Genomic DNA, 20,843 nt, shown 5'->3' on the forward strand with positions numbered 1-20,843 from the left:
AACCATACGAATCGCCCGCTGACGGACTTCGGGGGAAAAACGAGTATTTTTAGTCATCCTGTTTACCTCTTTCTCAGGGAGTTTAGTCTCCAGGATTTCCGGGGCGGTTCAGTTACCGGTGCAGACGAAATCATAATTTTCGTCAGTTGCGAACGCTCAAAATTAGAGGACATACTCGTCTCCTGAAAATAAAAAACCCGCCAGCGGCGGGTGGGTAAAATCATTAACGACCTCAGGCTATTACCTGAAATTCAAGCGTGGCTCTGCTCAGACGGGAATCAGGATCATAACCCTGAGTTTTAGAAATAACGGAGGGTGCAAGTTGCCTTACCGCATCAAGCGCCTGCTCACGGATATCATCTGCGTCATCAGGTACTGTTGCCCAGACATCGATCTGCACGGTAATTCTGGATTCAGCCTGACCATCAAGCACATCAGACGCAGTGTCAGACACCACAGAAAATACCAGCCATGGCGGAGATACCGCAGGCTTTCCCTCCGTCAGCGGGACCACATAAGGATAAACCTGTCCTCCGGCCAGTTGAGACAGCAGGGAATACAGTGTGGTCTCTCTCATTTACTTAAGACCTCATCAATAGCCTGATTCATTCGCTGTATGGCAATCTGTGCTGCCAGTTCCTCTGTCGTATCGAAAGCCGGGCGAATGAACGGATGCGCGGGCATGTTTATCGTTCCCAGCTCCACAAAGCGCCAGTAAAACGCATTTCGGGGATCACTGGCTTTCATGCTGTTATCACTGTTTCCGGTCCGCAGGTTCCGTCCACGAATGTGGACACCCGAGATAATTTCCCCCCGACGCTTTGAACGCTGAGTGAGAACAACCACATTTTTCTTCAGTTTCCCGGTTCGCTCCGGCGCACGTTCAACAACTGCATCCCGCATAACTTCAGCACCGGCACGGGTGGCATCGCGCAGTACCTTATTGTTTTCTGCCCTGCTGAGCGTCTCCAGATCCCGTGCAATATCCGCCAGACCTGAAAAATCAAGACTGAAATCCATCACACATTCCCCTTCTGAGAACAGAGTATCTCAAGCCGTGTGGCACGAGCATCCGGTATCGGCGGACCGTCTATACTCAGAATCGCGCCTTTGAATGCACCAGTCAGCACTTTCAGACATGAAGTTGCTGTTACATCTCGCCGGAATCTCATCCAGACCCTCACTGTAGCCTGAGCAGTTTCTGCGCCTCCGGATATTCTCTCCCTGCCACTGATCCCCTTAACTTCTGCCCATATGGTTGCCCCCTCCGTCATTGTTTCCACAGGGTGCCCTGACGGAGACCGAACGGTGGTGGCATTCAGAATAACCACACGATCACGTAATCTTCCTGCCTGCATGAATCCTCCTATGTTCCGGGATGAAATCGATACATCCGCAGTCCGGTATAGAAAAAATCAGGCACTGCATCCTGCATTTCCCTGTTCTCGTACCAGTAGCCAACCAGTTGCATAAGACGCAGTTTTATCAGAGGTGTTATTACAAGCCCGGTCGTATCCTGCTCAGAAACAGTTTCATCGTAAAGCGTCCGGTTTAAAAACTTTTCAGCCTCTTCCCTGGCAGCAGCCAGATACATCATAAGAAGAGAATTCTCCTGTTCATTGTCATCATCAATCCGGCACTGAACACGAAGCTCTTCCAGAGTGGGCATCATTTGGGCAACCTCTATGAATGCTGTTTTTTAGACTTATCAGCCCCCCGCGCAACAGGTGTTCTCTTATCAGAGACAATCCCAGCTGCAGTGGCAATTTCGCGTACCCGTTCGGGTAATTCTTTATCTTCATACTCACCGGCCCGAATAATCTCAACACGCATACCGTCCGGTGACCATTTCAGATCTTGTTTCAGGATCATGATTCTTTCACCTGTCAGAACAGGGGCGCACTTCTGCGCCCCCTGAATGATTACGCTGCTGCAATCTTCAGCAGTTTGATGGCCTGCGAATCGACCAGCATCCCGCCGGTGCGCTTGGTGGTATAAAAACCGACAAACGGTTTATTGGTGTACGGGTCACGCAGAATGCGGGTGCCGATACGGTCAACGATGGTGTAACCCCGTTTGAAGTTACCAAATGCAATGGCTTTCGCATCAGCGGCGATATCCGGCATCTGTTCGTTTTCAGCGATACCGTAACCCGCCAGAGAGGACGGCTGCCCCAGTTCCAGCCCCGGACGCCACAGATAGTTACCCTCGCTGTCTTTAAGCAGACGGATGGCAAACAGGCTGTTGTTGTTCATCATGAACTTCGCGCCAGTGCGGTGTGCCTTACGCAGCGTGTAAATCAGTTTGATAATGGCATCTGCGGTCACTGCCGTCGCTTCGCCGGATACAATATGCTGAAGTTTGCCGAACGCCCGGACCTTGTCGGTTTCATCAGTGGACTCATACGCCAGGAACCCTTTCGGCTTCTTGGTACCATCGCCGGTGGTAAAGGCAATTTCTTCCTGTTCGGCAAATTCGGTTGCCAGCTCGCTGTTGATCCAGGCCTCCACGTTGAAGAAAGCATCATCTAGCATTTTCTGGGTGGCCTGCGGGTTACCGTAGATTTCCCCCATGAAAGGTTCAATCAGTCCCAGTTTTGAGGTGGCAGTCTGGGAGCGCGCGTCAGTCTCGCCAACCCATCCGGAAGCCGTGCCGCCCAGATTCACCAGTTTTTTGTAGTCGGAACCGCCAACGGTGATCACCGTGGCTTCCTGGCGCATCACCACTTCATCTTTCAGCAGATTGAGAATGTTGCGATCCAGTTCTTCCGGCACGGCATAGCCGCCGTCTTCATCGGTGCCCACCTGTAATGCCTTACGCTCCAGATCGCGCAGACCATCTTCACGGCCTTTACGCAGGAAGCCCACAAACGCTTCTTTATGCTCGGTGGCCAGTTTATTTTGCGCACCACCTGCCGGACGTTTCAGCTCAAGCAGCTCTTTTTCAAGATCGCTTTTGAGATTTTCCAGCTCGCTGAGTTTTCCGTTCAGGGTTTCCACCTGCCCGGCAAGTTTGCCTTTTTCCTGCTCAATCGCCTCAACGCGCTTGTCGTTCTTTGCTTTGAAGTCGTCAAACTTCTGCTGCAGCTCCTGCGCGACCTGTTCGACATCTTTAATATCAACCGCCATCGTATTTCTCCTGATTAGAAGTTCAGATTTTTCAGTGCATTCAGTGCAGAGCCCACATCCTCAGCGTCGCGCAGGGACAGTGCGCCATAGCCCCCGGCCATGAATGCTTTGGCCTGGGTACGGGAGAGTCCGACATCACGCAGGACTCTTTCGATTTTTTTCTGTTCGGGGATTTCCCCGCGGGCCAGTGCGTTCTTGACGTCGCTGATCCGCGCCTCGTCGTTAGACGGGAACGTCACCAGGCTGACTTCCCAGAGGTCGATTTCTTTCAGCAGAAAGGCTTCTTTGCTCCGGTCGTATTCCCAGTCTTTCAGGACGTACCCAATAGAAAGGCCGGTTAACGAACCGGCCTTCATGTGTGCATGTGCGCGTTTTGCGAGGGGATCATCATCAATAAGCAACCGTCCCCTGACGTAAAGCCCGACATCGTCTTCCTTCATTTCGGTGTAAACACCGATGGGTTCATCCATGCGGTGCTGCCAGAGCAGCGCAGGTAACGCTTTTCTGTCACTCCACGCCCGCAGGGAAGCAGCAAATGCCCCGGACATCACCACATCATCGTGGCTGTCCTTTACACCAAAGACGGAGCCATACCCTTCAAACTCACCGGAGTCACTGACAGATTTCAGACTCAGCGGTACATCAAGACGTTGTTTCGTCTGCATTGGCGTTATCCTTCTGCTTACCGGCTTTACTGCCATCGGAGGGTTTCGTGGTCATGTTCATCGGGGTGAGATAGACATCACCACCGGGACGCGGATTCATATCTTCCAGGTCGCGGCAGTCATTAGGAGAGTAAATTCCCCAGTTGATCCCGGTGGCGTAGGCTTCAAAACGGGACTTCATATCCCCGCGCAGTAACGCCCCGGCGTTAAATTTGGCGTAATAAACGCCCTGCTTACTTTTTCGTACCAGTCCGGTGTTGATCCGCTGCTCAATGCGGGTCAGATACGGCACCAGTGAATAGTTGATAAATCCCAGCCCCAGCTCTTCGATATTGTTGAAGGTGGCGCGATCGGTGTTCTGCACCATGTGCAACGGCACCCGAAACAGACGACAGATTTCTTCAAGCTGAAACTTGCGGGTTTCCAGGAACTGGCTGTCCTCGGCGTTCAGCGCCATCGACTTCCAGTCCAGCCCCATCTCAAGGATCATCGGGCGGTGAGCATTGCCAAGCCCGGTGTGACGCTCCTCAAAATCTTTCTTCAGGCGCTCGTAAGCCTGATCTGACAGCGTCTGCTCTGTACGCAACACACCGGACGTCACCGCACCATTGCTGAACAGTCTGGCCCCGTGCTCTTCGGTCGCTGCCGCCAGCGATATTGCCTCGCGGGCATAGGCGATGGGATTCAGCCCCACCAGTCCGTCCAGCGTCAGCGTGCGCACATGCCAGATATCCTCCTGGCTCAGTACATCCGTGGAGCCGTCCGGGAATGTGACCTGATAGACCGGCTCCCAGCTACTGTTAAGCTTCGGTACCACACAGCCAGGATCGACGGGCAGCAGTTCAGCCACTTCGCCAAATGCTTTCACTTTGTAGGCGTAAAAGTTTCCCCTCAGGCACAGACAGGTGACCACCAGCTCCCAGAACTCCTGCGGCGTCATATATCCATTGGGATGCGTGGAGATCAGCTTATGCAGACGTTCGCCGGTGGCTCTCTGTTTCAGGCTGCCGTTCAGGTGATACAGATTGCAGGGCAACATCCCGACCGACTCTGCCAGCACCCTGACGCAGGAAAAAACCGCCGTCAGTCGCATGGCCCGCTGGCTGCTGATCTGCTTTCCGGTATAGGTGTCGTATGACAGCCCGATAGCATCCGCCAGCTCTGCTGGCGTGGTCACCGGCGCGTCACTTTTTCGTTGAAATAATCCCGAAAAGAACACTATTTACCTCCGCCGACAGACGGCTGTGTACGGTCGAGATATCGCGCCACCAGCCACGACCAGAACAGGCACAGCGCCCCGGCAACAACAAAACCCGCCGGGGGATAAATCAGCCAGGCACCATACGCCAGCAAAAGCGCACCCAGCACGCCCACCAGTGGCGCGAGAATTATCAGAAACATAATGACCTCGGTTAAAGCGAGCGGATGCCCACGCTGACCAGATGTTCAGACAGATCCGGCTCCGGTTCACCACCATTGACCAGCATCCGGCTCATTGCTGTAAACATCGCAACAGGGCCGTCGATTTTGGCTTCCAGCGTGGATTTATTCGGGAAGATATTGTCGTTTTTGTCCGGTTTTACCGTAACGTTAGACATCATCCAGTTCATGACCGGATGATTGCTGTGATGGAAACGTCCGGCATAGACCAGTGATTCCGTTTCCTTCATGGCCTCTGACAGATTGCGAACCGTCTGCGGAACCTCCACCAGCGGTATCCCTTCTTCAGCCAGTGCTAGGCTGAACTGCATCGCGCTCCACGGGTCAAATCCCAGTTCCCTGAGGTTTTCACCACCAATCCATTCCAGTAAGTCACTTTTTATCTGAGCATGATCGATAACATCACCATCCGTCAGAATCAGCTTATCCATCTCCGCCCACTTCCGGTAAAGTTCTGCCTGCTGCCGCGAGCATCGTTCCAGCCGTCCTTCCGGGAGCCAGAATTTAAAATCGGCATGAACATGCCCGTTATCCGTTCGCCAGAGTTTTGCCGCCGCACAGATATCAATCTTATGAGCAAGGTCAACGCCGACCCACATGGGATACGTTTTCAGCTCATGTCGCGGGGCAATGTATTCGCACTTCTCCCACTTAATCATGTCCATCCAGGCAGACTCTGCTGTTACCCACACATTCATGTGTTTGGTAAAAAAATTCACCCGCGCAGAGACCTGTTCTTTCGCTTTTTTCGCCAGACGACGCAGATCATCCCAGCGTTTACAGATGCCCAGGCCAGGATTCGCTTTCTGCCAGACCGTTTCATCAAACGGATCATCTCCCTCATCGAGGGTGTAAATAATCGCAAAGTAGGAGTCGTCTTTTACAGCGCCCTCCACGTCGCTGTTATAGCCACGCAATACCTTGATGGCATAATCACGCTGCTCGTAACAAATCCCTTCCTTGTTAAACCCTGCCGTGGTGATACCAAATAAAAGGGACTGCAGACGGGCACCGGTTGCCGTTTCCAGAACGTCCCACACGTCACGGGTTTTATGTGCATGCAGCTCATCAATAATGGCGCAGTGGATGTTCAGACCATCCAGGTTGTTTGCATCCGAAGAAAGCGGTTCAAATTTTGATGCGCTCTGCTCCTGGTAAATCGCCAGCTTGTTGAAATCAAACAACCGCCCGAGTGTCGACCGGGCTTTTCTGACCATATTTTTGGCGTCTTCAAACACGATTCTGGCCTGGTCACGCGTGGTTGCGGCTGAATACACCTCAGCACCGCCTTCACCATCTGCCCCCGTCATATACAGACCGATACCCGATGACAGGGTTGATTTTGCGTTTTTACGGGCAACTTCGTTGTATGCTGTCCGGAACCGGCGCACCATCACCGGGCGCCCGCTGCCATCGCTGCGCATGACAACTTCCCCGGTCTCTTCATTGACCAGCGGAATGACAAAACCAAAAATATTAATGAGGATAAATACATGCCAGTCCATCAACTCAATAGGCTGGCCTGCCAGCGCCCCTTTTACATGAGGCACAAATTTGTAGAAATTCAGGATGTGCTGCGCACGTGGTTCACTGAAATAAATCCCCCGCTCTTCGCCGTACTTTAGATCATCAAGAAAACGCTGGCAGGCCAGGCGGACAAATTCGCCAGCAACAATTTCTCCTGCAACAACACGTTCGGCGTAGCGGATCCCGTCAGCCACTTTTGCCATCAGTCTCTCGCTTTTAAAAGCTCCGCCAGCGGATCAACATCATCCGGTCCGGCAATATTTACTTTAGCCCGGCTTGCCGGTGACATACCAAACTCTGCAAGCATTGCCCGGATCCGCTTCCAGGCATCCGCTTTCATTGCCGCCGCGGGGTGCGCCTTAATCAGTACATCACCGCTCTGCGTTTCCGTGCGGTAGGTATACCCCTCAACATCGAGTGTTTCGCAGTGATGCCGATATTCGGTATAGGCTTCCACCAGCAACTCGAGTGCACGCGCATCAAGCTGAGAAATGATCCCTTCCGCATTCAGCTCTTCCGCCATTCGCCTGAACCAGTACTTCCCCTGTGCCCCTAAATGCTGCGGAATTTTAGGGAGACCTTTTTCATCCTTTTTAGCGGTTTTTTTTGAGTCTTTAACGGGGCGCTTTGAGGGGTTGCCTCGTATCAAATGCAGGCGTGGCGGGGTTTTCGGAGGTCCTGACATAATCGGTCTTACCTATCAATCGTTTGTTCACATTTCCAAAAAAAGTTTTCGAACCTGCGGCGATGTGAGGAAGGGTCAGGCGGCGGTACTGAACAGCCAGGGTTGCAGAGATTTGACCCGCCCCTCCCCTGCAGATGGGAGCTGTTATCAATTGATGCGTTCGCGCGCTGTTTTTGCTTTATGACAGGGCCAGCACAGACTCTGCAGGTTACTGTCTGCATCCGTGCCACCATGAGCTTTCGGAATGATGTGGTCCACAGTTCTGGCTTCAACGGCTCTCCCATTGCGCAGGCAGTTCTGACACAGATGATTATCACGCTTCAGTATGCGCGCACGTATGGCATCCCATTTCGAGCCATAGCCACGCTGGTGGCGGCTCAGTCCGCGTTGATGCTGTACCCATCCTTCGCCACGATGTTTATCGCAGTAACCAGAACTGTCTGTGGTTGTACCTGCACATCCACGCTTACGGCAGGCGCGTGGGATTAGTGCTGGCATGTTTCGCCCTTATATAAATCAAAGGTGACCTGCATTGAGTATCTCCATGGAATAGATTTGCTGCTGATATGAGACAGATCAATAGACTTCATGAGCCAACGGGTGTAGATATTACTTTTTACTTCAGAGGGTTAACTCATGGATATTAAAGATAAAATCAATACCATTTTGTTATGTGACATTGCCATCCACCTAGGTATCGAAACTGATATTGATCCACAGCTTGTTAAATATGCTGTGTCATCTGGTAATGATTGGGTTATCAAGGCCGAATATTCACATTTGGATGTTGACGAACCAAGTAAAGAAGATCGTGATTTTGTTACTGCTGTCTTGAATATGTATCGCGGACTTTCCAATGCTTTCAGGAAACTTAGTGATGACGAGCAAAAAGAATTAGTCCGTGACCATCATCTAAAAATACATGATGGGGCAATTCAGCTCCCAGGTTTCGACGGTAATAATGAATGCGATTACTTCAGTATCATTGAGGCATATCAGAAAATTGATCGCTTCCCCGAACAGAAACAGCCCATTGCCAATACTCATTCACGTACAGAACATCTCTATAACGCAATGCTTGATGAGTTTAAGAAAATTGACGCTGTAAATCGAAGCTGGGATTTATCGAAGGAAGAACTGGCATCCATTCTTTCCACAGCTCCACGCAGTTTCTAAGTGCTTTAGGCGGGTTTCCAACCCGCCTTATTATGCTCGTATATAGAGAAGGAAGCACCCAAATTAACCAGCGCGGATTTCTTTTCCTCAATACGGCTGTTAAGTTCAGCAACTGCATGCGGGCGTATGGCCTCAAGAAAAGCACTATATTGATAGGCAGACTGGATTGTCACACCAAGCCCTGCACCACTTTCCAGTATACCTTTCTGTCGCTGTAGCTCTTTCATCTCGTTATAGATGTAATGTGCGTTACTTAGGTTTTCTACGTTCACGCCCTAAGTTCTTCCTGCAGTTAGCCTGCACTGATTTGTTATGCGCCAATATGTCCCGCTTCGTCTGTTGCATTATCATAAGTAATAGCGTAGGTTGACACCTTGGCTCTCTTTCGCCACCGGCGAATCTTTAGCGGATTATCCTTGGCCGGTTTTTATCTGAGACATTGCTCACGAATGTATAGCTGTGCCCCTTCCAGTTGCTTCTGCATCGTCATCAACCGTTCTCTGAGGGTGAAATAATCCCGTTCAGCTGTGTCTGCCAGTCTGGGGCTGGTTGCATTATCCACGCTGGTGGGTCCGGTGGCTTCACGCACGGCTGCGGAGCAACTGGCATTGACCCGCAGGCGCTTACGACCAGCGGCAACATCAGCGCGCAGAGTTTCATTTTCAGCTTTCGCATTGGCTAATTCTCTCGAGTACTTTGCATCGAGCGCAGCAACATCACGCTGACGCTGCTGCATGTCAGCGATGGTGGCGGTCAGCTGCTTCAGCTCACTGACTTTTTTATCACGCTGTTCTTTGTAGGTGATGGCGTTATCACGGTAATGATTGACCGCCCACGACAGGCAGACGATGATGCAGATAACCAGAGCATAAATAATCGCGGCGACTCTGCTCACTGATCTATTCCCCAACAGGCTAATGCGCTTTCTTGGTCACGACGAATAACCTGTCCATAGCAGTTATTTGAACGTATGCGGCAATCGCGCCCACCATCTTTTATCCACCAGCGAATCGCCTCGCATGCGCCCTTACGATCACCAGCATTCAGCCGCTTATAAAACGTCGATGGAAAACACTTACCGGGGCCAATGTTATAGGGACAAAATGACGCGATACCCGCTTTTTGTGGTTCGGTCAGTGGTACTTTAATATTGCGCTCCACCCATGCCAGCGCCTTATCACGCTCAATGGCGTTGACCTGGTCGCATTTTTCCTTCGACAGTTTCATACCGGGAAAAACGGGTTTTCCATCCACCATCGTGGCACCCCGACAGATGGTCCAGATGCCGGAACCATCGCGGTATGCCGTTGTGTGGTTACCTTCTTTTTCATCCAGAAACTGGTCGAGAATATCAGGCGCGGGCGCACCGACGGCAATCAGTGCCAGAACGGCAGCCGACAGGCCGTATCTGATTTTTGCGTTCATGGATATTTATCAGGATTTATCGGTTTCTGCCCACGGACAGGTTTATCTGTTCCGGTCAGTGACTTAAGGTTGTGATTCCGGAGGAGTCTTCAGAGAACCAGTAATTCTTCCTGGTAGCTTTCCTTTGTAGGTTATCCACACATTCTGCGCCTCTAAAATTACGGGGCGCGTTTCTGGCAACAGCTCGTCCCCTTCACATAACCCGGCAGCAACATCCAGGAAGACCTGTCTGATGCTCCTTCTGGCTGCTGCCTCATAAAACTCCAGCGCGGCACCTTCAACACGGTCCAGCGAGATGTCCAGGTCAAAAATTTCACCGTCAAAGCGTTTTTTGTCCCGTAACGCTAAAGTTACCGTAACTTTATTCTCAAAATTGCGGATCCCTTTCACAATCAGTTCATAGTTTTGAGTCATTGAATTACTCTCCCCGTGCAGCCTTACGCTTGTCTTCTCTGATTTTGAAGTACAGATTTGTCAGATAAGTCAGGAAGCCCAGAACCAGACTCCCCAGTACACCAATCGCAGCCCACTGTGACGGACTGACCTGATCAAGCCACTGTAAAAACCAGTAGCCAGCACTGCCTGCGGAGGTGCCGTAGGCAATGCCCGTTGAAATTTTGTCCATGGATTTCATAGCCTCACCTCCGCAAATAACGGATGGCGTAGTTTTACACTGAGAAATGAAAGGGATTTGAAAAGAAAAAACCGCAAAAACGGGCGAAACGATATATACAGTAAGGAAAGCACTCTATCCAACAAACCACCCACAGTTAATCGGAATAAAAGCAGAGTGCTTATGAATGATCGCCTGCCCGAAGGTTAGTATTTCTGCACAGCAATTTTGCAAAAAAAGCGATCATTCATAACTTAAACGTCTTTCAGTCACTCCGGGATTTCCCATCATCGCAGACTGAAAGACTCTAACTGGAGCGGGCAGCGGGAATCGAACCCGCATCATCAGCTTGGAAGGCTGAGGTAATAGCCATTATACGATGCCCGCATATGGTGCCGACTACCGGAATCGAACTGGTGACCTACTGATTACAAGTCAGTTGCTCTACCTACTGAGCTAAGTCGGCACTGGACCGCCACCGGGGACTCGAACCTCGCACACTCAACTTAAAGGGTTGACGCTCTTTCCTGATGAGCTAGTGGCGGTTGGTGGCCCTTGCTGGATTTGAACCAGCGACCTGGCGATTATGAGTCGCTCGCTCTCACCACTGAGCTAAAGGGCCGGGCGCAGGATAATAACGTTACGAAATCAATGTTGCAAGCATTCAAAAATCACCTGGTTAAAAATCACCCTTACCTCCTCCACCAGCGCATTCACCATAATTATCAGAGATAAACGACAAAAAAACGCACGGCAGCGGTTTTAAGCTGTATGCCGAAGTGACCACTCTTAACACAATAAACAAGAAAATGCGGACCGCGTTAGTGATTTTATCTTCTTTTCTAGGTAAATTAAGTCTCTACAAATTTAGCCATCAACAAGATATGCATTAATCAATGAGGCATAGCAAGGACCGTCATGGAGAAGTCAACTTCCTTTAAGGTGTTTTATGACGCCAATGATAAAGAATTGTCAAAGCATGCTATTGACGCTGAAACACTTGGTAAATCAATACTTTCCATGACAACTCTTATTAATAAAGCTGATAGCTTGTTAAATGAGGGCAACAAATCTGTAAAAATTTTAGTCACTGCCCCCATCCAGAAAGGATCTGTGGGTATTGCATATACTGTAGTGCAACTCCTACCGCATGCAATTGACGTTCTGCAAACTATCGGGATTGTTGGAACTGTGGGCGCAACAGCTCATGCCACCGCTTTATCGTTAATAAGACAATTAGGCTCAAAAAAAGTTGTTTCGATTACCAAAAAAGCAGGAACAGATAAGGCTGTTCTTGAATTTGAAGATGGTGAGATTGAATGCTCATCAGCAGTTGCAACCTTGGTAACTGAGCCAACAATTCGGGATGCGTTGATTTCTGTTGTTCAGGCTCCTTTAGATGGTAAAGACTCTCCCATTTTTAAAATTGTAGATGAGAATGATAAAGTTTTGCTCAAGCTTGAAGGAGAGCAAACTGAAGAGATTAAACCCCTTCCCAGAGGGACGCTTTTGACCAAAACAGTTGAAGAAAAAGAGGTTAATGTAAAATTTACCCAAGTTAACTTTCATAGTGAGAAGGGGTGGAGGATGGACTACAACCAAGATGAGCACTCCGTACTACTTACAGACTATGAGTTTTTAGCTAAAGTAAGGCAAGCAGAGGGAACGATCACTAGTGAAGATATGTTTTCTGTGCTTCTAGAAACAACACGTACAACTTCCGCACGAGGACAAACAGAAAAGTATGTTATCAAGAAAGTACTTCGTCATCGCGTGATTCAAGGGAAAAAATTGATCTAGCTTTGGTAGAAACTAATGATTCAGCAACAGCTTTTACAAATCGTTTTTTGGTTGGGGGTGCTTGTAAGTCTCCCGACCTTCTATCGCTTTGTTTATGCTGGTTCCGCGTTGTTGTGGCGTAAAATTTTTCCTACAAAAATCGTAGAACTAAGGTTTTACAGTGCTGAACGCATGCTTGAAAAAACGATTACTATCCACTTAGATGCTAAAGATGGAAAGAAGATCGTTGAGCTAATTGATGATGCAACCGCGCACAGGCAGTCAAATAATGAGCGGTGATAAAAAAAGCATTTTAAGTAGTAATTCTGGTCTAACAACAGGCGGGATTGGCGCAGTTCTAACTACATTGGTACCACTATTGGCGCCTGACCCTAATAGTGAATGGAGAGCTTTTTTGTATGCCCTCGCCCCATTAGTGTCAGCAATGCTAACCTACATTATGTTGTATGTTATCAATCGACATGGACTTGAGTCTCCAGCCGAAGCCGCCCTAAGAAATCGCCTTGAGCGAGATTTAAAAGGTATTGATGAGCAACTGAAAAGCCCTCATCTAAGCGAGAAATTTAAAGCTGAGCTTATTGCTGATCGGGAAGAAACTGTTAGAAAGATTGTTAACATTGGTAAGAATGTAGAAGTTTTACCTATTGAAGTTACTAAAGAAGAATAAAACGGCCCTTAGGCCGTTTAGAATATTCAAGAGGTTCACAATTCCATCTCGAGACGAACATCAAGCATTGAGAGACAGCCATCGATAAAGCCCTCTGCCATCTGGATCTCTATCCGTATCAATTTCTCATCTTTTTTACGTGCCTTTGCAATCTTCCGTTTCGAGATGCCGTATAGGTAATGAGCCACAATCAGAGAATGTTCGTACGGTTTTTTCTTTTTTAGTAAAGCAAGGCAGCTCTCAATGATAAGAGCGTCATCGTCTGTACAAGAAATTCGTGTTTTACTTATCTGCGGCATAAGCCCCTTAAAACCAGCTGCTATAGGTGAATAGTCTACCCCAGAGCTATCACTCGCAGCCCATGCCCCCCACCGCTCAAGAACCATCTGAATATCACGCACCATCTTTACTATCTCTTATTACGTAAATCTTCACGCCCAACCGACCACCAGGAACGAGCTGACCGCGCACAATATTGATTTCATCAAACTGCTCGTCGTCTATAAGTAGTCCGGCATGCGTCAGCGCATCCAGTGGTGCTTTCAGGATATTGTCCAGGTCACGACGGCGCTTATCCGGTGGCTCTGCAATCACCTTTATCGCCAGCCTTCCGGACAGGTTTGATTTTAACCGCTGCCGGCGAACAATTAGCGCCACATCACGGCGATAACGCTCACCGACTTTTGATACAAAATATGTGTTGCCACGACGTCGCCAGTAAGTATTCACCGTCGGCGGATAAGGCAAAACAAACTCAATACGCATCAATAACCTCTTTTACCCAAGCACGCCGGTTGCAAAGGCGTGATCAAGAAAACGAAAAATTAAATCAACCTGGGAACCATGCTTTTCTTCGAACGCCAGCGGATCCGCATGAAGTTCGTTGTGATGTTCCCGGCACAACGGTAGCGTGAAAATATCGTGGGCCTTTGTTCCCATCCCTCCCTGACCGTGACCAATCAGGTGATGGGGATCGTCGGCTGGCTGACCACAACACGCACACGGCTGTGTCTTCACCCAGCGCGTATATTTCTCATTTACCCAACGGCGACGTTTAGGTCGCCTCATGAAAGATTCCGGAGAGTCCGGATCAACGGCAATGCTGACCACCGCCTTTTCCAGTGGTGGGTTCTGTTGCTGGTGGAAGTGAGGCAACGGCGCAAGATTTTTTGTGCGCTGCTTTAGTATGCTGGTGGCGGTCTGCTCTCCCGGTACGATGTCGCTTTCGCGGTACACCGCGCGGATTTTTTCCGCACGTAACCCCAGAGAACGACGTAATACTGCCTCCGGAAGCGCGTCCGCCACTTGATTGCAGACCGCCCACCAGGATAATTCAGCCAGCGATAACTCCCGCTCCTGCGTGCCATTCATTGCATGGCGTATGACGTCAATCATCCATGCTGCCAGGTTTTGTTGAGCAAGTTGCTCAAGTGATTCGGATGTCTGGTCACGCAGCTGGTTATCGCAGTGCCAGCACAACACCATCGCGCCGGTGCCGTAACGATGTATGACGGTTTCACTGTGATGATAGTCACCATGAGGCCACTGGCAGGATTTGACATGACGCAACAGCCAGCCAGACAGTGCACCAGCGCCGCCAGCAGCACGAATCACACGCTCATTGCTGAAAAACCGCAGTAATGATTTATCCTCCGCCAGCGGCTGGCGAACGGCAGGGACGATGCCGGACGGCAGACCACGCATGCTTTTCGGTTCCGGCTCCACCAGCACTCGAGGGTTATGGAATACCTGCATGGATTCACGGCCTGGTTTAAGGACCACCAGCCCAAGTTCCGGTACCGGAACAGGTCGAAGTAATACCCGCACGTTACCTCCAGATGCGTTGCTGGAATGTGCGGGACGGACGCGGTGGGCGCTCGGAGTACGGCAGCCTGACGTAGATTATCCAGTGACGATAATCGAGGCTGAGGGCTTTCTTAACCTCGTATCCACGCCTGCGGTAACACTGAATTATCCATTCAGCCTGCTCTTCAGTGCATGGAGGATGCTGGAACCAGTCTGATTTGAATGCGTGAAAACGCCGTCCGCACCTACTGGCAAAGACGGCAGAATCATTAGAATTGTGTAATTTGGTATCGTGCGCCATCGGTTGTCTCTGCTGGCGCAGCAGGTGCCAGTTGTTCAGGCTGGCGTGCGAATTGTAAACCAGAATGCCAGGAAAAAACAAAACCCGCCGAAGCGGGTTACGTGCGGGTGCGTTGAGGATGCCTGACACATCAGAGGTGGCGAGGGATTTCTCCCCCGCCAGGTCTCTTACTCCTCAGGTTCGTAAGCTGTGAAGACAGCGACCTCCGTCTGGCCGGTTCGGATTCGTACCTCGCAGAGGTCTTTCCTCGTTACCAGTGCCGTCACAATGACGGTTAAACAGATGACGATCAGGGCGATTAGCATCGCCTTTTGCTGCTTCATAGCCTGCTTCTCCTTGCCTTTCGGCGCGTAAGAGGCTAACCTAGATTTGCCGTTCATAGATTGAGCCTCAGATTAATGTTAAGCGTCTTGCCGGACGCGTAATGTTAACTGGGGCTTTTCTCTATCTGCCTTTCAGTGTTCATGCCTGAGACAGATAGCCTCAAGCACCCGCAGCCATTCTACTTAACTCACGTCACCTCGCCAATATGAAATCAATCAGAAAGGTGATCCATAAAATCACTCCTTCTCTTCTTTTCCGTAGTGGAGTTGGCCAATTTTGATAAGAGGGCGTCCCTGAGATTTGCGGTGTAGATTGGTATCGCGCAGAGAATACACACAGCCACAATATTCCTGCTGATAGAATTTTTCGCGCTTGCTGATTTCAATCATACGGGACGAGCCGCCCTGCTTGCGCCAGTTATAATCCCAGTACACCATACCCGGATAATGCGCAACAGCTCGCCGCCCACACTCGTTAACCTGCTGCATATTTTTCCAGCGTGAAATGCCCAGTGAACTACTGATCACACTGAAACCATTTTCAGCAGCGTACAACGCTGTCCGCTCAAAACGCATGTCAAAACACATGGTACAACGGATCCCCCTCTCAGGCTCCCATTCCATTCCTTTGGCACGTTCAAACCAGTTGTCGGTGTCGTAATCAGCATCGATAAACGGCACGCCGTGTTGTTCAGCAAAGCGAATATTTTCATCCTTACGAATTAAATACTCTTTCTGAGGATGAATGTTCGGGTTGTAGAAAAAGATGGTGTAGTCGATTCCCGAGGCCTGAAGCGCCTCCATCACTTCACCGGAACATGGAGCACAGCAAGAGTGCAGTAGTAGTTTGTTTGCCCCGTTTGGGAGCTCCAATTTAGGCCGTTTGAAATCAGCAATAGTCATAAATATTTTTATTGGGGTCATGAAAATAGCACAGAGTGTAGCATCAGAGCAGGGCTATCGGGAATATATGTCTAAATCTGGTAATATCTGGTTTTGACGCAAAGCGGACAACCACGCTGGCTCTACCCTGCGCCATGAAAATGTCAATTCACATCTGAACTAATGCTCTTTAATCTAGTAACGTCTAAAATACCTAACATTTCCTTGATAAAATGCCAGTACACGCTGCATAGCTTCGCTCTTCCGGCACTCGCGACAGATTATGTTCATACGCCTGTCGTAGCGGCGTATTTCGCCGTCTGGTAACGACCAGATAAGGTCCGGATCAACCACTGCAGGTTTCTTCAGCTTTGCCCTTGAGAGCTTTTTACGGGCATTTTGCCAGTCCTTACGCGCCTGTTCAGACGGGAATAACCCGTAACCAGAGTTGTATACATCGCCACTGGCAACCAGTTCTCTGGCCAGAACGCTCATCAGATATCTTGTCGCACCTGTCTTGGCTTCCAGTTGCCGTAACGTCTCGCGCCCACTCCGGCGTACTAGCTCAACAACCTGCCCTTTAATTTTTTCCCGCTCTTCTTGTGTAAATACTTTTGCCATAAGCACCTCCGGCAATCACTTTTCCGATACAACACGGCGGGAAGAATCAGTAATCTGTCGAACAATATCCCGGTGCTTGTTCAACTCCCGCAGCGCGGCGCAGACTCGCTCCCACTTCTGAACATCACTTTTCGCCCTGCGCAGCGCCAGGTTTGCCCTGCGAAGGGACGGAAAAATCAGCTCATCTGCTTGCGTTTCGGTAAACGATGGCAACGGCTGCACAATGTCCGCCACAGTTTCTGTTTTAATTTCTTCCTGTGTTGCGGCTTCCCGGACTGGTAACGCAGCACCTGCTGGCTGAGGAAAGGCCTTACCATCACTTTCCGTTACCAGCGCGGCTTTCGGCTCTGCTGGTAAATTATCGCCCGGCATGCAGTAACGAAATTTACCGTTCTGATTAACGCGTGCCAGCCGCCCCGTTGCGGTTACCACCGCCAGCGTGGAAGCAACCTTGCGAGTACTGACACCGAACTTACCCGCCAGTTCCTCACACGTTTTAGCCCCATCCTGACCGATAAACTCAATCATCATGTCTGCGGTAACTTTTTGTTCGACCTCCCCGGTCAGCATATCCTGTGCTTCAGATTTTACTGGCCGCTCTTCGGTTACCCGGGATTCACCTTCGCCAGCCAGAAACCAGGTGTGACCAGTTTTATCAACGACGCCATTTCTTTTGAGTTCCCACAGCTCGTTAACAGCCTCTTCACGACTGATTCCAAGGCGAGCTGCCACCACATGTGAAGAGGCTTTTTTCAGTGCTTTCAGTGCGTCAGATACGGTTTCCATTAAAATTTCCTCCGGACAAAATTACTTCACAACCCTCATATTGCTGACATTTGGACGCCAGCTATCCCAGTTAAACGTCACCCATCGACCACCGTTCATGGTCATGCGGTCCATAATCCTCTCACCAAGAAGCGTACTCATTGCGGCATGATTCAGGTTTGTTAACATCCCGACACTGCACAGTGATGCTGTCCGGCGATCAATTATCTGGTGCAATACCACCTGCTCGTTTTTCGTCTCCCGCTGAACGCCTATTTCATCCAGGACCAGCAAATCAACCCCGCAAAGCTCCTGTAAAAATTTTTCCCCGGATTTGCCGTTGTCGTAGCTGTCATGCAACACGCTCATGACGTCAGACACGGTGACGATAATCACGCTGCGCCCCTTCACCATCAGCCGGTTGCCCATCGCCGCTGCAAGGTGATTTTTCCCGGTGCCGGTTTTACCGCTGAACACAAAATTCGTGCACCCGGTCATCAGTTCGTCAGCTATGGATTTGGCCTGGCTCAGCGCGTATTTTTGCCCGTCGTTCTGCACCTGATAATTTGCAAACGAGCATTTGCTGTGCAGAGGCTGGATGCCCGAACGATTCAGGATTTTTTCCACCCGCAACTGGCGATTCTGGCGGTTAATCTCCTCGCTGCGTTTTCGTCCTTCAGCAAGTTGCCATTCCCGCCACTCCTCCACCGTCCGGTACGGTGGAACCGACCCCTGTGGTGCAAGTCTGCGAATACGTTCAAGAACCCCAACTGCCGCAATGTTTTTCATGACACGTCACCCCCTGAATCCCGGCGGTATTTCAGTGTCCGGTTCAGAAATGTGATTCACGCAACGCTGCGCAGGCGAACGCCCCAGGCGGATAACCAGTTCATCCCATTTTTCCCGGAGTTTTGCCGGACTCATGATGTTTTTTACCCAGAACGAATCCCGCTGGAGACGCCCAAACATTTCACAAATTTGTCTGTGAGTTCTGCCATCCAGCATCCGCATTGTGCGAACGTCATTGGCCCATGCTGTCCAGTTGGGTTCTTTCGGTCTAGTGATCTCGCCATCATCGCTGGCCGCCTGCTCGTAAAGACTCACGATTCGTCCCCAGATCCACTGTGCGCACACCAAATCTTCCTGACTTCCCCACTGGCGTTTTTTCGCACTGAACACAACCGCGTCAGGGTGTCGGGTTAAAAAATCCTGTTCAGCCGTCTGCGGGTCCGGTTGCGAAGCGTCCGGACAAGAAGATCTTTTATCTGACGGATCAGGTTTTAATACTGACGGATCGGGGTCAATCATCGCCCCCCTAATCGGCAGTTTTTTATCAACAGTTGATCCATCAAAATTTGACGGGTCAACCGTTGAGGGGTCAATATTTGACGGGTCAACTGTTAACGGGTCATTTTTTGCCGGGCTAATTTTTCTTTTCGGTTTATATGACTCACGCGCCGCCGCCGCAGCTGCTTCGAGTTTTTCCACATTAAGCCGATAGATATTGCTTACATTACGCCCACCGACCTTACGCTCTTCCTTCGTCAGCCAGCCCTCTTTCGCCAGTTCTGCAATAGCCGATTTCACTGTGGATTCACTTCTTGCACCGATCTGACGCCGGATAGTTTCAATGGCAGGCCATGACACGCCCTCGTCATTGCTGTAGTCTGCAAGACGGGCCATAACCGCCACCCTGGATAAGATCATGCCGGTGAAGGCGCACCCTTCCCAGACAAGACCATGAAGCTTGCTGCTCATAAAACCCCCGAACACCGTGCTTTTAGTGCATCACCACAGCATTCCCTGCCGGGCCGCCGCGATTCATCTGGTCATACAAAACAACCGCTGACGCAACAAAATCATCGACATCCTTCACCAGCCGATCCCTCCGTTCGACGATCTCACGGTAATATTCAGAACTGTGGCTGCGCATACGGGCCACCAGCAAAGGCGGCATCGCCTTTTCGATCGCCGGTAACAGAGCCTGCATTTTTTCAACAGCATCAGGGGTGTCTTTATCCAGCCAACGGAAAATTTTCTGGGTATTACGGGCCAGGGCTTCCGGATGGCTGTCGTCATACAGTTCCGGGAACGTCATTCCCAGCTCGAAATACGCTTTGGTAATTTTCGCAGCCGGTACTTTTTCGCCGTCCGGATGCGCCCAGGCATTCATCGCCATGCGGATGTGTTCATGCTTGATTTTCATGAATCAACTCCCATCAGCTTTTTCGTAGTAGTTTTATTCCTGCCAATAGTTAAAATTGCATCGGCAGAAAATAATCCGTTTGATGCAAGAGCGATTTTTTCAGCGTAATTTGTTTCGCCGGTATATTCTGTGCGAGGCAATTTTCCGTTATCCATCCATTTATAGATTGCTCTTTGGCTGACACCACAAACGTCGGCCACAACAGCAACGCGAACAGTTTTGATTACATCTTCAAGTGTTTTCTGGTTCATATCACCCTCACAATGTGAACTTTGAGTACATGCTATAACAGAACTGACAGTACATTCAAGAGCGAATATCATTGAACTTATGGTTCATGAAGATAAAGCGCGTAAAGAGTTCGCCAGTAGGCTTGCGCTAGCCTGTGAAAACGCTGGTTATGAACAACATGGAAGGCAGGCAGAAATTGCCCGTCGAATGAAATTAACACCAAAAGCGGTTAGCAAATGGTTTAATGGCGAAACAATTCCTCGCCGGGAGAAATTAAGGGAATTAGCAACACTAATAGGAACAACACCAACCTATCTTTTGGGAGAGGATACAGAAGAAAGTGGACAGGTACGTTTCTATCAGGAGTTAAATCCAAGACAAAAAATCATCATTGACCTTCTGGACGAGCTCCCTGACAGTGAGACAGATGAACTTTTAAAAACTCTTGAAGAGAAAAAACAGAAGTACAATGCAATTTACGAAGAGTTAGCACGAAAGAAAAAACAAAAAGCCTCTTAAACCAGCATAAATCCGGTAGCGCCTTCCTCCGGGTTTGTGCTTCACTTTATCCCATCTCATTTT

35 protein-coding genes and 4 tRNA genes are annotated in these 20,843 nt (G+C 49.9%); 6 read left to right on the top strand and 33 right to left on the bottom strand.

The window, feature by feature from the left end; translation table 11 throughout:
* Window positions 1-186 (top strand): hypothetical protein (locus tag ACJHWT_RS18395; protein WP_410232350.1); only part of this gene is annotated, 186 nt, incomplete at its 5' end.
* A 46-nt stretch (window positions 187-232) separates the two neighbouring features.
* On the opposite strand, the gene ACJHWT_RS18400 is transcribed toward ACJHWT_RS18395, so the two are convergent.
* From ACJHWT_RS18400 to ACJHWT_RS18455, 12 genes are all read right to left on the bottom strand, one after another.
* Window positions 233-577, bottom strand: a complete 345-nt coding sequence (locus tag ACJHWT_RS18400; RefSeq protein WP_001209399.1) for a DUF3168 domain-containing protein — start codon at window positions 575-577, stop codon at window positions 233-235.
* Complete coding sequence (locus ACJHWT_RS18405) at window positions 574-1,020, bottom strand: HK97-gp10 family putative phage morphogenesis protein (protein WP_000347790.1); 447 nt, start codon at window positions 1,018-1,020, stop codon at window positions 574-576. Before ACJHWT_RS18405 ends, ACJHWT_RS18400 begins: the two co-directional genes overlap by 4 nt.
* On the bottom strand, window positions 1,020-1,358 hold the full coding sequence (locus tag ACJHWT_RS18410; RefSeq protein ID WP_001147820.1) for a phage head closure protein: 339 nt from the start codon (window positions 1,356-1,358) through the stop codon (window positions 1,020-1,022). Before ACJHWT_RS18410 ends, ACJHWT_RS18405 begins: the two co-directional genes overlap by 1 nt.
* Window positions 1,359-1,366: 8 nt before the next feature.
* A complete protein-coding gene (locus ACJHWT_RS18415) occupies window positions 1,367-1,672 on the bottom strand; it encodes a head-tail connector protein (protein ID WP_000983037.1) in 306 nt (101 codons plus the stop codon).
* Between the two features lie 11 nt (window positions 1,673-1,683).
* Window positions 1,684-1,872, bottom strand: coding sequence for a hypothetical protein (locus tag ACJHWT_RS18420; RefSeq protein ID WP_000601355.1), 189 nt, complete (start codon window positions 1,870-1,872; stop codon window positions 1,684-1,686).
* Window positions 1,873-1,922: 50 nt separating this feature from the next.
* A complete protein-coding gene (locus ACJHWT_RS18425; RefSeq protein WP_000257522.1) occupies window positions 1,923-3,128 on the bottom strand; it encodes a phage major capsid protein in 1,206 nt (401 codons plus the stop codon).
* A 14-nt stretch (window positions 3,129-3,142) separates the two neighbouring features.
* On the bottom strand, window positions 3,143-3,793 hold the full coding sequence (locus tag ACJHWT_RS18430; RefSeq protein WP_001193631.1) for an HK97 family phage prohead protease: 651 nt from the start codon (window positions 3,791-3,793) through the stop codon (window positions 3,143-3,145).
* A complete protein-coding gene (locus tag ACJHWT_RS18435) occupies window positions 3,771-5,012 on the bottom strand; it encodes a phage portal protein (RefSeq protein WP_000466255.1) in 1,242 nt (413 codons plus the stop codon). Before ACJHWT_RS18435 ends, ACJHWT_RS18430 begins: the two co-directional genes overlap by 23 nt.
* Complete coding sequence (locus ACJHWT_RS18440) at window positions 5,012-5,194, bottom strand: hypothetical protein (protein WP_000478564.1); 183 nt, start codon at window positions 5,192-5,194, stop codon at window positions 5,012-5,014. Before ACJHWT_RS18440 ends, ACJHWT_RS18435 begins: the two co-directional genes overlap by 1 nt.
* Before the next feature lie 11 nt (window positions 5,195-5,205).
* The gene (locus ACJHWT_RS18445; protein ID WP_001140903.1) at window positions 5,206-6,963 is read right to left on the bottom strand and encodes a terminase large subunit; all 1,758 of its coding nucleotides are present in this window, start codon (window positions 6,961-6,963) and stop codon (window positions 5,206-5,208) included.
* Window positions 6,963-7,445, bottom strand: coding sequence for a phage terminase small subunit P27 family (locus ACJHWT_RS18450; RefSeq protein WP_001312917.1), 483 nt, complete (start codon window positions 7,443-7,445; stop codon window positions 6,963-6,965). The genes ACJHWT_RS18445 and ACJHWT_RS18450 overlap by 1 nt, the downstream gene beginning before the upstream one ends.
* A 147-nt stretch (window positions 7,446-7,592) precedes the next feature.
* Window positions 7,593-7,943, bottom strand: coding sequence for an HNH endonuclease (locus tag ACJHWT_RS18455; RefSeq protein WP_001111090.1), 351 nt, complete (start codon window positions 7,941-7,943; stop codon window positions 7,593-7,595).
* 138 nt (window positions 7,944-8,081) lie between these two features.
* On the opposite strand from ACJHWT_RS18455, the gene ACJHWT_RS18460 reads away from it, so the two are divergent.
* On the top strand, window positions 8,082-8,621 hold the full coding sequence (locus ACJHWT_RS18460) for a YfbU family protein (protein WP_000351660.1): 540 nt from the start codon (window positions 8,082-8,084) through the stop codon (window positions 8,619-8,621).
* 5 nt (window positions 8,622-8,626) lie between these two features.
* On the opposite strand, the gene ACJHWT_RS18465 is transcribed toward ACJHWT_RS18460, so the two are convergent.
* The 9 genes from ACJHWT_RS18465 to ACJHWT_RS18505 form a co-directional block, all read right to left on the bottom strand.
* Entirely contained in the window at window positions 8,627-8,893 is a 267-nt protein-coding gene (locus tag ACJHWT_RS18465) for a hypothetical protein (protein ID WP_001100260.1), read from the bottom strand.
* 155 nt (window positions 8,894-9,048) lie between these two features.
* Window positions 9,049-9,516: a lysis protein gene (locus ACJHWT_RS18470; RefSeq protein ID WP_000091915.1), complete on the bottom strand. Its 468-nt coding sequence runs from the start codon at window positions 9,514-9,516 to the stop codon at window positions 9,049-9,051.
* A complete protein-coding gene (locus tag ACJHWT_RS18475) occupies window positions 9,513-10,046 on the bottom strand; it encodes a lysozyme (protein WP_000992100.1) in 534 nt (177 codons plus the stop codon). The genes ACJHWT_RS18470 and ACJHWT_RS18475 overlap by 4 nt, the downstream gene beginning before the upstream one ends.
* A gap of 63 nt (window positions 10,047-10,109) precedes the next feature.
* The gene (locus ACJHWT_RS18480; protein WP_042068861.1) at window positions 10,110-10,460 is read right to left on the bottom strand and encodes a YdfR family protein; all 351 of its coding nucleotides are present in this window, start codon (window positions 10,458-10,460) and stop codon (window positions 10,110-10,112) included.
* Window positions 10,461-10,464: 4 nt separating this feature from the next.
* Window positions 10,465-10,680, bottom strand: coding sequence for a class II holin family protein (locus ACJHWT_RS18485; RefSeq protein WP_000839572.1), 216 nt, complete (start codon window positions 10,678-10,680; stop codon window positions 10,465-10,467).
* 291 nt (window positions 10,681-10,971) lie between these two features.
* Window positions 10,972-11,046 (bottom strand) — tRNA-Gly (locus ACJHWT_RS18490).
* A 3-nt stretch (window positions 11,047-11,049) separates the two neighbouring features.
* Window positions 11,050-11,125: transfer RNA gene (locus ACJHWT_RS18495), tRNA-Thr, on the bottom strand.
* A gap of 2 nt (window positions 11,126-11,127) precedes the next feature.
* A tRNA-Lys gene (locus tag ACJHWT_RS18500) sits at window positions 11,128-11,204 on the bottom strand.
* Window position 11,205: 1 nt separating this feature from the next.
* Window positions 11,206-11,281, bottom strand: a tRNA-Ile gene (locus ACJHWT_RS18505).
* 296 nt (window positions 11,282-11,577) lie between these two features.
* Here ACJHWT_RS18505 and ACJHWT_RS18510 point away from each other — a divergent pair.
* From ACJHWT_RS18510 to ACJHWT_RS18520, 3 genes are read left to right on the top strand one after another with little or no spacing between them, the layout of a single operon-like run.
* Entirely contained in the window at window positions 11,578-12,459 is an 882-nt protein-coding gene (locus ACJHWT_RS18510; protein WP_021526742.1) for a hypothetical protein, read from the top strand.
* 15 nt (window positions 12,460-12,474) lie between these two features.
* Complete coding sequence (locus tag ACJHWT_RS18515; RefSeq protein ID WP_021526743.1) at window positions 12,475-12,738, top strand: hypothetical protein; 264 nt, start codon at window positions 12,475-12,477, stop codon at window positions 12,736-12,738.
* Window positions 12,728-13,126 (top strand): hypothetical protein, encoded by a 399-nt coding sequence (locus tag ACJHWT_RS18520; protein WP_024190350.1) that lies wholly within the window; start codon window positions 12,728-12,730, stop codon window positions 13,124-13,126. The genes ACJHWT_RS18515 and ACJHWT_RS18520 overlap by 11 nt, the downstream gene beginning before the upstream one ends.
* Window positions 13,127-13,161: 35 nt before the next feature.
* Here ACJHWT_RS18520 and ACJHWT_RS18525 read toward each other — a convergent pair whose 3' ends face one another.
* The 12 genes from ACJHWT_RS18525 to ACJHWT_RS18580 all read right to left on the bottom strand — a co-directional run bounded on the left by ACJHWT_RS18525 (window position 13,162) and on the right by ACJHWT_RS18580 (window position 20,281).
* On the bottom strand, window positions 13,162-13,530 hold the full coding sequence (locus tag ACJHWT_RS18525) for an antiterminator Q family protein (protein ID WP_021526745.1): 369 nt from the start codon (window positions 13,528-13,530) through the stop codon (window positions 13,162-13,164).
* Window positions 13,520-13,891 carry a RusA family crossover junction endodeoxyribonuclease gene (locus ACJHWT_RS18530; RefSeq protein WP_061091385.1) on the bottom strand — a complete coding sequence of 124 codons (372 nt, stop codon included), beginning with the start codon at window positions 13,889-13,891 and terminating at the stop codon, window positions 13,520-13,522. Before ACJHWT_RS18530 ends, ACJHWT_RS18525 begins: the two co-directional genes overlap by 11 nt.
* A gap of 12 nt (window positions 13,892-13,903) precedes the next feature.
* On the bottom strand, window positions 13,904-14,953 hold the full coding sequence (locus tag ACJHWT_RS18535; protein ID WP_061091384.1) for a DUF968 domain-containing protein: 1,050 nt from the start codon (window positions 14,951-14,953) through the stop codon (window positions 13,904-13,906).
* Window position 14,954: 1 nt separating this feature from the next.
* Window positions 14,955-15,233 carry a hypothetical protein gene (locus ACJHWT_RS18540; RefSeq protein WP_024193993.1) on the bottom strand — a complete coding sequence of 93 codons (279 nt, stop codon included), beginning with the start codon at window positions 15,231-15,233 and terminating at the stop codon, window positions 14,955-14,957.
* A gap of 167 nt (window positions 15,234-15,400) precedes the next feature.
* Window positions 15,401-15,556: a type I toxin-antitoxin system toxin HokD gene (hokD, locus tag ACJHWT_RS18545; protein WP_000813254.1), complete on the bottom strand. Its 156-nt coding sequence runs from the start codon at window positions 15,554-15,556 to the stop codon at window positions 15,401-15,403.
* A 237-nt stretch (window positions 15,557-15,793) separates the two neighbouring features.
* Entirely contained in the window at window positions 15,794-16,459 is a 666-nt protein-coding gene (locus ACJHWT_RS18550; RefSeq protein ID WP_000150294.1) for an epoxyqueuosine reductase QueH, read from the bottom strand.
* Between the two features lie 174 nt (window positions 16,460-16,633).
* Window positions 16,634-17,059 (bottom strand): DUF977 family protein, encoded by a 426-nt coding sequence (locus tag ACJHWT_RS18555; RefSeq protein WP_021543289.1) that lies wholly within the window; start codon window positions 17,057-17,059, stop codon window positions 16,634-16,636.
* 15 nt (window positions 17,060-17,074) lie between these two features.
* On the bottom strand, window positions 17,075-17,845 hold the full coding sequence (locus ACJHWT_RS18560; protein WP_000451007.1) for a DUF1627 domain-containing protein: 771 nt from the start codon (window positions 17,843-17,845) through the stop codon (window positions 17,075-17,077).
* Between the two features lie 21 nt (window positions 17,846-17,866).
* The gene (locus ACJHWT_RS18565; RefSeq protein WP_000788950.1) at window positions 17,867-18,613 is read right to left on the bottom strand and encodes an ATP-binding protein; all 747 of its coding nucleotides are present in this window, start codon (window positions 18,611-18,613) and stop codon (window positions 17,867-17,869) included.
* 6 nt (window positions 18,614-18,619) lie between these two features.
* On the bottom strand, window positions 18,620-19,582 hold the full coding sequence (locus ACJHWT_RS18570; RefSeq protein ID WP_000095671.1) for a helix-turn-helix domain-containing protein: 963 nt from the start codon (window positions 19,580-19,582) through the stop codon (window positions 18,620-18,622).
* 22 nt (window positions 19,583-19,604) lie between these two features.
* Entirely contained in the window at window positions 19,605-20,030 is a 426-nt protein-coding gene (locus tag ACJHWT_RS18575) for a toxin YdaT family protein (protein WP_000693845.1), read from the bottom strand.
* Window positions 20,027-20,281, bottom strand: a complete 255-nt coding sequence (locus ACJHWT_RS18580; RefSeq protein WP_001072337.1) for a helix-turn-helix transcriptional regulator — start codon at window positions 20,279-20,281, stop codon at window positions 20,027-20,029. Before ACJHWT_RS18580 ends, ACJHWT_RS18575 begins: the two co-directional genes overlap by 4 nt.
* A gap of 79 nt (window positions 20,282-20,360) precedes the next feature.
* Here ACJHWT_RS18580 and ACJHWT_RS18585 point away from each other — a divergent pair, with 79 nt between their 5' ends.
* Window positions 20,361-20,780: a helix-turn-helix domain-containing protein gene (locus ACJHWT_RS18585; protein ID WP_000233320.1), complete on the top strand. Its 420-nt coding sequence runs from the start codon at window positions 20,361-20,363 to the stop codon at window positions 20,778-20,780.
* The last annotated feature ends 63 nt before the right edge of the window (window positions 20,781-20,843 follow it).

This window comes from Escherichia sp. WS338 (assembly GCF_046486405.1).
Classification (GTDB): Bacteria; Pseudomonadota; Gammaproteobacteria; order Enterobacterales; family Enterobacteriaceae; genus Escherichia; species Escherichia coli.